This is a genomic window from Gemmatimonadota bacterium (genome assembly GCA_016720805.1).
In the GTDB taxonomy this organism is placed as follows: Bacteria; Gemmatimonadota; Gemmatimonadetes; order Gemmatimonadales; family GWC2-71-9; genus Palsa-1233.
On sequence record JADKJZ010000014.1, the window covers coordinates 1,117,400 to 1,128,144 of the forward strand.

General features: G+C 69.5%; 8 protein-coding genes. All 8 read left to right on the forward strand.

The genetic code is table 11. The features are described 5' to 3' along the window. Window positions 1-2: 2 nt before the first annotated feature. Entirely contained in the window at window positions 3-1,313 is a 1,311-nt protein-coding gene (gene miaB / locus IPP98_15415) for a tRNA (N6-isopentenyl adenosine(37)-C2)-methylthiotransferase MiaB (GenBank protein ID MBL0180483.1), read from the forward strand. After that, a complete protein-coding gene (locus IPP98_15420; protein ID MBL0180484.1) occupies window positions 1,310-1,594 on the forward strand; it encodes a late competence development ComFB family protein in 285 nt (94 codons plus the stop codon). The genes miaB and IPP98_15420 overlap by 4 nt, the downstream gene beginning before the upstream one ends. A gap of 2,178 nt (window positions 1,595-3,772) precedes the next feature. Continuing rightward, window positions 3,773-4,867 carry a class 1 fructose-bisphosphatase gene (gene fbp / locus IPP98_15425; protein MBL0180485.1) on the forward strand — a complete coding sequence of 365 codons (1,095 nt, stop codon included), beginning with the start codon at window positions 3,773-3,775 and terminating at the stop codon, window positions 4,865-4,867. Further along, the gene (locus IPP98_15430) at window positions 4,864-6,429 is read left to right on the forward strand and encodes a methylmalonyl-CoA mutase (protein MBL0180486.1); all 1,566 of its coding nucleotides are present in this window, start codon (window positions 4,864-4,866) and stop codon (window positions 6,427-6,429) included. The genes fbp and IPP98_15430 overlap by 4 nt, the downstream gene beginning before the upstream one ends. Continuing rightward, the gene (locus IPP98_15435) at window positions 6,429-8,291 is read left to right on the forward strand and encodes a serine/threonine protein kinase (GenBank protein ID MBL0180487.1); all 1,863 of its coding nucleotides are present in this window, start codon (window positions 6,429-6,431) and stop codon (window positions 8,289-8,291) included. The genes IPP98_15430 and IPP98_15435 overlap by 1 nt, the downstream gene beginning before the upstream one ends. Beyond that, entirely contained in the window at window positions 8,291-8,941 is a 651-nt protein-coding gene (locus tag IPP98_15440; GenBank protein MBL0180488.1) for an esterase, read from the forward strand. Before IPP98_15435 ends, IPP98_15440 begins: the two co-directional genes overlap by 1 nt. 449 nt (window positions 8,942-9,390) lie before the next feature. Continuing rightward, window positions 9,391-9,723: a zinc ribbon domain-containing protein gene (locus IPP98_15445; protein MBL0180489.1), complete on the forward strand. Its 333-nt coding sequence runs from the start codon at window positions 9,391-9,393 to the stop codon at window positions 9,721-9,723. After that, window positions 9,720-10,745, forward strand: a 1,026-nt coding sequence (locus IPP98_15450; GenBank protein ID MBL0180490.1) for an arginine--tRNA ligase, incomplete at its 3' end; no start/stop codon positions are given. The genes IPP98_15445 and IPP98_15450, both read left to right, overlap by 4 nt.

Sequence of the window (10,745 nt, forward strand, 5' to 3'; positions counted from 1 at the left end):
CCATGAAGCAGGTCTGGATCGAAACCTACGGCTGCCAGATGAACGTGGCGGACACCGAGCTGATGTTCGGTGTCCTCGCGCGGGAGGGCTATGCCCAGGCGAGCCAGCCCGAGGGCGCGGACGTCATGCTGGTCAATACCTGTGCCGTCCGCGACAACGCCGAGCAGCGGGTCATCGGCCGGGTCGGGGAGCTGCAGCGCCACAAGCACCCCGGCGTCATCCTCGGGGTCGTGGGCTGCATGGCGCAGCGCCTCGGACCGATCCTTCTGGAACAGGTCCCGGCGGTGGACCTCGTCGTCGGCCCCGATGCCTACCGGAACTTGCCGGAGCTGCTCAGTCACGCGGCGGCCGGGCAGCGTCGGGCCGACGTCGAGTACCGGGGGTGGGAGCATTACGAGGACATCCCGCAGCTCCGCGAACCCGGCCCGACGGCCTATGTGACCGTGCAGCGCGGCTGTGACTACCGCTGCACCTTCTGCATCGTGCCGACGACGCGCGGTCCCGAACGGAGTCGGCAGCTGACGGATGTGGTGACCGAGGTGCAGCGTCTGGCGGGGGAGGGCGTGTCCGAGGTGACGCTGCTCGGGCAGACGGTGAACTCCTACCACGATGGCACCCGGGACTTCGCCGACCTGCTCCGGGCCATCGGTGCGGTGGATGGCATTCGCCGGCTGCGCTTCACGTCGCCGTACCCGACCGACTTCACGCCGCGCGTGATCGAGGCGATGGCAACGACCCCGGCCGTCTGCGAGCATGTACACCTGCCGGTGCAGAGCGGTTCGAATGCGACGTTGAAGCGGATGCTGCGCCGCTACACGCGGGAGCGCTACCTCGAAGTGGTCGGGGAACTGCGAGCTGCGATCCCGGCGATCACCTTCTCGACCGACATCATCGTCGGGTTCCCCGGGGAGCGCGAGGAGGATTTCGCCGAGACGTTGTCGATCGTGGAAGCGGCCGGCTTCGATGACGCCTACACCTTCAAGTACTCGGTGCGCGAAGGGACGCCGGCGGAGAAGATCAAGGATCACGTTCCCGATGAGGTGGCCTCGGAACGGCTCGACCGATTGATCGCCACGGCGCGGGCACAGACGCGCCGCCGGAACGCGGGGCGAGTCGGCGAGCGGCACGAGGTCCTGGTGGAGCGGCCGGCAAAGCGCGGCGACCTGATGCTCGGGCGCACGCGCCAGAATGCGATGGTCCTGGTGGATCTGCCGGTCTCCTCGATCGGGACCTACCACCAGGTGCGACTCACTGGCACCACGGGCTCCACCTTCACGGCGGCGCTCGCTCAACCTGCTCTGGCGGTTCTATGATCCTGAATGTGATGGAACACCACGTGCACGAAGCATACGATCGTCTCAAGGGAATGGTCCCCGGCTTCCTCGATACCCCGAATCACCGGGAAGACGTGGTCGTCTATGCGCTGAACCGGCTGCAGCCGAAATACGTCGTGACTTCGACTGGCAAGGCCGTGACCGAGGTCGCGCTAGACACGGCGCAGCATCGGACGACGATCGAGGTGCAGGTCATCGAGGCACTGCGTCAGGTCGCCCGGGTGCCGCGCGAACGTCCGGTGACCGCCGCACCCGGATGAGCCCGCCGCGCGGCGCGCTTCTCCTGCTGTTTGCCTTCGGGGCCGGTCTCGTGACCGGCCTCGCTCGTTTTTCCGACCCTCGCCTCGTTGTCGTGGTCCTCGTGATCACGATCTACATCCTCCGTCGTGGCGCCGGAGCGTTCGTGGCGCTCGCCGTCCTGGGCGGGGTGCTCGCGGCGATCGCCGAGCTCAACGCGCGTCCGATGCGGTGCACCGCCCGTCTGCCACTCGGCGAATCACGGCTGGTGCTCCGGCTGGTCGATCCGGGACAGGGAAGCGGCCGCGCCGAGCTCCCTGGGCGCTGCCGCGGCACCGTGATGGTGCGCTGGCCTCGGAACAGCGCGCCTCGGGCGGGAGAATTCGTCGCGGTCACCGCACGGTGGTTGCCACGTCAGCTGCCACTCGGCTTTGGCGGCGGGCTGCTCGTGGTGCGGCGGATCGAGCGTCGTTGGGGCCACCCCGGCCTGCTCGCACGCGCGCGGAACGGCATCGCGACGCGCGTGGATGCCCTCTACGGGCCGCGCGCGGCGATGGTCGCCGCCCTGCTGGTCGGATGGCGCGGCGAAATCGATCCCGATGTGCAGCAGGCGTTCACCGCCGCCGGCCTGGTGCACATTCTCGCGATCTCCGGATTCCATGTCGGCCTGCTCGCCGGCTGGGTACTGCTCATCCTGCATCTCGTTGGCGTGCGCAGGCATCCCGCCGAGTCCGCCGCCGCCGCCGTGGCCGTCGGCTATGCCGCGTTCCTCGGCTGGCCCGCACCGGCCGCTCGCGCCGCGCTCCTCGGCGTGATGCTGGCGTGGTGCCGATGGCGCCAGCGGCAGGTGACGCCCGGTGCATTGCTGGCGCTCAGTGCCTTCCTTGTCCTGCTGCTCGATCCCGCGGCCGTCATCTCGGTCGGGGCATGGCTCTCGGTGACGGCGTTGCTCGGCGTGACGGTCGCGACCCGGTGGAGCGATCGCACCATGTCGAAGCATGCCCTGGTGCGGTCGCTGGTCGGCTCAATCGGGGCGATGCTCACGACCGCGCCGCTCACGGCGATGGTCTTCGGCCAGGTTGCGCCGATCAGCATTCTCCTGAATCTCGTCGCGGTGCCACTGGCGGCCTTGCTGGTCCCGGCGCTGCTCGCGTCGCTGCTGCTCTACCCGTTCCTCCCTGCGATGGCCGCCGCTTTTGCCGCCTCGGGTGGGGTACTGCTCGCCGCACTGCAACGAGTTGCGGAGGTGGGCTCGAACGCCCCCGGTGCTGGCGTCGCAGGCGCGGCGGGGATCGGCGCCTCGCTGCCGTGGCTCGCGGCCCTGGGCCTCGCGGCGTGGGCCGTGGCGGGTCGGACGACGGCGCAGGAGGCCGGGCGCCGGCTCGCGTGGGGTGGGGTCGCCGCGATGTGGATAACACTCCTGCCGGGGATCGCCGGGCCCCGGCCCATCGGAGACGGACATCTCGCGTTAGTTTTCGCGGATGTGGGGCAGGGCGACGCCGCGCTGATTCGCACGCCGGCTGGACACTGGATCATGGTCGACGCGGGCCCCGCCGACGCTCGCTGGAATGCCGGGACGAAGGTGCTGGTGCCGCTCCTCCGCCGTCTCCGCATCACGCGACTCGAGGCAATCCTCCTCTCCCACGCCCACCGCGACCATGTCGGCGGGGCGGCGGCGGTGACCGATGCCGTGCCGGTCGGGGTCGCACTGGACCCGGGAGAGTCGTTCGAGGAAACGGCCTATTTCGCCTGGCTCGAAGCAATTGCGCGGCGCGGGGTCCGTTGGCACCCGGTCGTCGCGGGCGAACAGTTCCAGATGGACGGCGTCTCCTTCCGCCTGGTGCATCCGCCGCGAGTCTGGCCCAGCGCCGGCGAGGACCTCAATGAGGATTCCGCCGTCCTCGAGGTCCGCTGGCACGACTTTCGGGCGCTGCTGATGGGGGATGCCGGCATGGTTGCGGAGCGAGCGTTCGCCGGGGCCGTCGGCCGGGTGGACATCCTGAAGGTTGGGCATCATGGCTCCCGAACCGCCTCGTCGGCCGATTTCCTCGCCGAGACGCGGCCACAAGTCGCCGTAGTGAGCGTGGGGCAGAACCGCTATGGCCACCCCACCCCCGAGGCCATGAGCCGGCTGCAGCACGCCGGGGCACGGATCTGGCGGACCGACCGGGAAGGCCACATCACCGTCGAGACCGACGGACATGAATTCACCGTGCGGGGCGCCTCGGGTCTCGCGACGTTTACCGCCGGCCGTCGCGCCGGCCCCAGGAGACGCCGTGCTCCCAAACACCCAGGTCACCACCCTCGAGCGCTTCATCCTCGATCAGGAGCGTGAGCACCCCGATGCGACCGGGGAACTCACCAATCTGCTCTATGACGTCGCCCTCGCCGCCAAGTTGATCGGCGCCCAGATCCGGCGGGCCGGTCTCGTCAACATCCTCGGCGCCGCCGGCTCGATCAACGTGCAGGACGAGGAGCAGCAGAAGCTCGACGTCTACGCCAACGAGACGATGAAGAACGCGCTCAACCATACCGGGCGCGTCTGTGCCATGGCCTCCGAGGAGGACGAGGAGCTGATCGCCATTCCGGATGGCGTGCCCGCGGGCAAGTATGCCGTCCTCTTCGATCCGCTCGACGGCTCCGCCAACATCGACGTCAACGCGGCGGTCGGAACGATCTTCTCGATCTATCGTCGCGTGACGACCTCCGGGCCGGGGCAACTTTCCGACGTGCTGCAGCCGGGCCGCGAGATCGTGGCGGCTGGCTACGTGATGTACGGCTCGAGCGTGATGATGGTCTATTCCGCGGGGCATGGCGTGCACGGCTTCACGTACGATCCGACGATTGGCGAGTTCCTGCTATCGCATCCCGACATCACCACGCCGCGGACCGGCAAGTACTACAGCGTCAACGAGTCGAACTTCCCGCGCTGGTCGAAGGGGATGCAGCGCGCCGTCCGCGGCTTCAAGGGCGACGACCCGGCCCGGCTCAAGGGAAAGAATTCGCGCTACATCGGCGCCCTGGTGGCGGATTTCCACCGCAACCTGATCGCCGGCGGGATCTTCATGTATCCGGGTGACACCAAGAATCCGAACGGCAAGCTGCGGCTGCTCTATGAGTGCGCGCCGATGGCCTTCCTCGCCGAGGCGGCGGGTGGTGCGGCGAGCGACGGGAAGCGGCGCATCCTCGACATCATGCCGACGGCCCTCCATGAGCGCGTCCCGCTCGTGATCGGCGGCGCGGCCGACGTCGAGTACGTCAACATGGTGATCGCCGAGACCGAGGGGACGGCGTGAGCGGTAGGATTCGCGTGGAGGCGCCGCTGGTGGCGCGACCGGCCGATTGGACTGGCGATCCGGTGCAGGATGTCGGCGAGCCGGGGCAGTTCCCGTTCACGCGCGGCGTCTACGGTGAGATGTACACCAAGCGGCCGTGGACGATGCGGCAGTACGCCGGCTTCGGCACCGCTTCGGCAACGAACCTCCGCTTCCGCGCGCTGCTCGATGCCGGCCAGACCGGACTCTCGACGGCGTTCGACCTCCCGACGCAGATGGGCTACGACTCCGACCACCCGATGGCGGTGGGCGAGGTGGGCCGCGTCGGCGTGGCGATCGACACGGTCGAGGACCTCAAGCTCCTCTTCGCCGAGATCCCGCTCGACCGGGTCACAACGTCGATGACGATCAACGCCACGGCGGCGATCCTCCTGGCGATGTACATCGTCGTCGGCGAGGAGCAGGGCGTTACCCAGGCCCAGCTCGGCGGCACGATCCAGAACGACATCCTCAAGGAGTACATCGCCCGCGGGACCTACATCTATCCCGCCGAGCCGTCGCTCCGGCTGATCACCGACATCTTCCGCTATGTCGCCGACGAGCGGATGAACTTCAACCCGATCTCGATCTCGGGCTACCACATGCGCGAAGCCGGTGCGACGGCGGTACAGGAAGTCGCCTTCACGCTCAGCAACGCGCTCGAGTACGTGCGGCGCGGCATCGCGGCCGGCGTCCCGCTCTCCGCGTTCGGCCCGCGGCTCTCGTTCTTTTTTGCGGCCCACAACGACCTCTTCGAGGAGATCGCCAAGTTCCGCGCGGCGCGGCGCCTCTTTGCCCGCCTCATGCGCGAGCGCTTCGGCGCCGACGATCAATCGGCCCGGCTCCGCTTCCACACCCAGACCGGCGGCGTCACGCTGCAGGCGCAGCAGCCGCTCAACAACATCGTCCGCGTGACGGTGCAGGGGCTGGCCGCGGTGCTGGGCGGGACGCAGTCGCTGCACACCAACGGCTACGACGAGGCATTGGCGCTGCCGACCCGCGAGTCGGCGACGCTTGCACTCCGCACCCAGCAGATCCTCGCCTTCGAGAGCGGGATGACCGGCAGCGTCGATCCCCTCGCCGGCAGTTGGTATGTCGAGGGGCTCACCGACCGGATCGAGGCCGAGGCGCGCGCGCTGATCGAGCAGGTCGACGAACTCGGTGGCGCGGCGGTGGCCGTGGAGCAGGGCTACTTCCAGGAGGCCATCGCCGAGAGTGCGTGGGCGCAGCAGCAGGCGCAGGAGTCCGGCGAGCAGACCGTGGTTGGCATCAATCGCTTCACCGACGACTCCGCGCCACCCGTCATCCCCACTCCAGACTTCGGCGCACTGGCCGCCGAGCAAGGCGCCAAGCTCGCCGCCGTAAAGGCCGCGCGAAATGCGGCGGCGGTGCAGACCACGCTCGCCGAGGTGGCGCGTGTCGCAGGAACGGGCGATTCGCTGATGCCGCCGATCATCGCGGCGGTGCGCGCACGCGCCTCGATCGGCGAGATCAGCGACGCGCTCCGCGGCGTCTGGGGTGTCTACCGGCCGGGGCACGCCTGATGGCCGACTTGGCCACCGAGCTGCAGCAGGCGCTCGGAGACGACTACGTGCTCGATCGGGAGCTGGGGCGCGGCGGGATGGGTGCCGTCTGGCTCGCGCGCGACGCGCACCTGCATCGCTCGGTGGCGATCAAGGTGCTGCCGCCGGAGCTGGCCACGCAGCACGACCTCCGCGAACGCTTCCTCCGCGAGACGCGGATGGCGGCGTCGTTCTCCCACCCGCATATCGTCCCGGTGCACGCCGTCGAAGAACGCGGCGGGATGCTCGCCTTCGTCATGGGCTTCGTCGATGGCGAGTCGCTGGGTGCCCGCGTGCGGCGGGCCGGCCCTGTCCCGGTGCAGGAGGCGGTGCGGCTGCTGCAGGAAGTGGCGTGGGCGCTCTCGTATGCGCACGGCCGCGGCGTGGTCCATCGCGACGTCAAACCCGACAACATCCTGATCGAGCGCGCCACCCAGCGCGCACTCGTCACCGACTTCGGCATCGCGCGCAGCACGACCGCCGCGCCGGCCGACGGCCTCACGCGCGTCGGCGAGGTCGTGGGCACCCCGCACTTCATGAGCCCCGAGCAGGCGGCCGGGGACGTCCTCGACGGCCGGAGCGACCTCTACTCGCTGGGGATCGTCGGCTTCTTTGCACTGACGGGGCGTCTACCCTTCGAGGGGTCGACGCCGACCTCGTTGCTCGCGATGCATCTGACGCAGGCGCCGCCCTCGGTGGGTGCCTTCCGCCCCGATGCGCCCGCCGAGCTGGTCGAGGCGATCGATCGCTGCCTCGCCAAGGCGCCGGAGGATCGCTGGCCCGACGGCGAGTCGCTCGCCGCGGCGCTCGACGGGATGCGCCGCACGGCCCCTGAAGTCGCACCACAGGTCCGCGTCTTCCTGCAGCGGTTCGGTGCCTCGATCTTCGCGATCAGCGCCCTGACGATGGTCACGTTCCTGGTCGTGGACCGCGCCAGCAACGCCCGCAACGACGGCGACATCTTCCTCGTCGGCGTGGTCACGCTCGCGGCAGTCTGGGGACTCGTCGTGCAGGCCGGGGGCCGCGTCCGGATGCTGCTCCGTCAGGGATTCCGCTATCGCGATGTCTACGCCGCTTCCGGGGCACTGATCGCCGAGGAGACGCTCACCCGCGACGCCATCCGCGCCATGCCCGACGAGATGCATCGCCGGAAGCGCCGAATCCAGGTCGCGATCTTCTCGCTCGCGTGGGCGCCGGTGGCGACCTGGCTTGTCCGGACCTATATGCGGTTCCGGCCAGTCGACCGACCACTGATGTGGCAGGTCACCGCGCCCGGGCTTGTCATCGCCTTCTCCGCCGCGATCGCCTTCGGCCTCGGCGTCACCATGCTTGCCTCCGATCCGCTCAAGCCGAACCCCTTCTTGAAGATTCAGGGGCTCTTCTGGCGCGGCCCGCTCGGCCGCCTCGTCTTCCGGCTTGCCGGCTATCGGATGCCCGGCGGCGGGGACGTGGGGCTCGGCTCGACCGGGGCCGCAGGCTCGGCGCGCGTGACCGGTGCCGGACATGCCACCGCGCTGGCCGCGCTGCCGAAGGCACTCCGTCAGGGCCTCGGTGATGCCGCGCCGCGGATGGCCAAACTCGCCGAGGAACTCCCGGCGCTGCGACAGCGGGAGAACGAGCTGGTCGCGGCGATCGCCGAGGCCGGCGAGGGTGCTGGCAACGCGGAGGGGGCCGTGGCGGCGCGTCGCGAGGAACTCCGCCAGGAACTCGCGACGCACCTCGAGGCCACCCGCCAGCGGCAGGCCCAGATCAGCGACGCCCTCGAGCTCGCGCGCCTCGAGCTGGTCCGCCTCCGCACCGGCCTCGGCTCGGCCGACGCGGTCCGTCGGGCTCTGGAGCTCTAGTGCCCCCCGAATACCGCTCCCTCGTCGTCCCCAGGCACGCCAGAATTGGCGTGGTGGGCGATCCGGCCACCTCCACCGAGGCCTGGCTGATCCTCCATGGCTACGGCATGATGGCGCAGGGGATCCTGCACTGGTTCGAGGCCGCCGAGCGGCCCGGACGCGTCCTGGTGGCGCCTGAGGGGCTCTCTCGCTTCTACCAGGAGCGGAATGGCATCCGGACAGTGGGGGCGTCGTGGATGACGCGGGAGGACCGCGACCACGAGCTGGAGGACCAGCAGGGGTACCTGGACCGGGTGGTCGAGGAGGTCATTGGCCACATCCCTTGGCTCGAGGTCCACGGCTTCTCGCAGGGCGTGGCGGCGGCGAGTCGGTGGGTGGCGCGGGGCGTTCGGCCGGTGGCTCGGCTGGTCTGCTGGGGCGGGACAGTCGCCCCCGAGGTCGATCCGCTGGCGCTCAGCCGAGCGGTGCAGGGCGCCCCGATCGAGATGATTGTGGGAAACCGCGACAAGTGGGTGGCACCTGAAGCGGTCGCCGCGGATGTGGATAAGCTGGTTGCTGCGGGGTGTCCGGCGCGGCTGCATGGCTTCGATGGAGGGCACCGTGTGGACAACGGAGTGCTTGCTCATCTGGAGCTGCTGGCCGCGCCATGACTGCGAGATGACTTGATCTGTCGCTGGCAAATATCATTAAGACAGCTAGTTATACCGTTTGTCCACAGCAACGAAAATTGACTTTCCCACAATGCGACCGCCGACCTTCAGGCGGTCGCCGTCATTTTGGGAAGAACGATCCGATCAGGCCGCCAGCCCACCATCGCCGACGACGCAGCCAATCCGAGGCAGGTTGCCGCCATGCCCCGTGTGAGACCATGTAGAGGGCAACTGGCGCCAGGCGACGATCGTCCGATGACTGCCCCGCTTCCAGTGATCCGGCTTCACATGGGTGGCATCGAACCCGTCGGTGCGAGGTCACGCCGGCGCGCAGCCGGGGGGCCGGCTGCCACGGGGGGGCCAGGGGGGCGCGAGAGAGCCCCGGGGGTGCGGCCCAACCCGCGGTTATCTTTCGAGGTTGCATTGGTTTAGCCCACAGCTGGAGTACCATGCCGACCTACGAATACCGCTGCGACGAGGGCCATGCCTTCGAACGCATCCAGAAGATGTCCGACAAGCCGCTCACCAAGTGCCCTGAATGCGGGGCCAAGGCGAGCCGGCAGATTTCTGGTGGCTCGGGCCTGATCTTCAAGGGCAGTGGTTTCTACATCACCGATTACGGCAAGGACGGGAAGGGCGCGCGGAAGGATCCGCCCGCCGAGGGTGCCGCGCCGAAGTCTGAGAAGAGCGAGAAGTCCGAGAGCGCACCGGCCAAGGAAGCGGCCGCCCCGAAGGTCGAGGCGCCGAAGCCGGCGGCCAAGACCACGCCGAGCGCGTCGTGAGCGACCTGCTGCGGGAGGCGCTTGCGCGCGTCGCGGCCGAGTTCGGCGCGCCCGATCTCGAGTACTCGCTGGAACGGCCGCGCGATCCGTCGCACGGCGACCTCTCGACCAACCTTGCGATGCAGCTCGCCAAGCGCGAGCGGAGCAATCCGCGGGCGATGGCCGACCGCGTTGTCGCGGCGCTCGCCCTGCCGACGTCCGCCGTGCAGGCAGTCGAGATCGCCGGCCCCGGCTTCATCAACTTCCGCCTCGCCGCCGACACCCTCTCGGCCGATCACGCCCGCATCCTCTCGGAAGGCGCCGGTTACGGCCGGTCGAACACCGGCGCCGGCCGCCGCGTGAATGTGGAGTTCGTCTCGGCGAACCCGACTGGCCCGCTGCACGTGGGGCACGGCCGCGGGGCGGCGCTGGGCGACGGCATCGCCGCGCTGCTCGAGTGGACCGGTCACGAGGTGACCCGCGAGTTCTACATCAACGACGCCGGCGTGCAGATCGGCCGGCTCGCCGAGTCGCTCTGGGCGCGGGTGCAGCAGGCGGTCGGTCGCGAGGCGAGCATCCCCGAGGGTGGCTACCACGGCGAGTATCTCGCCGAGAACGCCGCCACGCTGCTCGAGCAGGAGGGGCGCGCCTTCGCCGACCTTCCGGCCGAGGAGGGCATCGCCCGCTGCCGCGCCGCCGCGCTCCAGATGCAGCGCGCCGAGCAGGACGACACGCTGGCGACCTTCGGCGTCCGCTTCGACGTGACCGCCTCGGAGCAGGCGCTCTACGACGCCGGTGCGGTCGAGGCCGGGCTGAAGCGCATTGCCGAGGCGGGGCTGTCGTACGAGCAGGATGGCGCGCTCTGGTTCCGCACCTCGTCGTTCGGCGACGAGAAGGACCGCGTCCTCCGGAAGCAGGACGGCTCGTACACCTACTTCGTCCCCGACATTGCCTACCACCTCGACAAGGTCGCCCGCGGCTTCGACGCGGCGATCGACGTCTGGGGCGCCGACCACCACGGCTACATCCCGCGGATGCAGGGG

What these genes read in the sequence shown, in the direction of transcription:
- miaB (MBL0180483.1), top strand. Translation starts at nt 3, where the DNA reads ATGAAGCAGGTCTGGATCGAAACCTACGGCTGCCAGATGAACGTGGCG.
- IPP98_15420 (MBL0180484.1), top strand. Translation starts at nt 1,310, where the DNA reads ATGATCCTGAATGTGATGGAACACCACGTGCACGAAGCATACGATCGT.
- fbp (MBL0180485.1), top strand. Translation starts at nt 3,773, where the DNA reads ATGAATTCACCGTGCGGGGCGCCTCGGGTCTCGCGACGTTTACCGCCG.
- IPP98_15435 (MBL0180487.1), top strand. Translation starts at nt 6,429, where the DNA reads ATGGCCGACTTGGCCACCGAGCTGCAGCAGGCGCTCGGAGACGACTAC.
- IPP98_15445 (MBL0180489.1), top strand. Translation starts at nt 9,391, where the DNA reads ATGCCGACCTACGAATACCGCTGCGACGAGGGCCATGCCTTCGAACGC.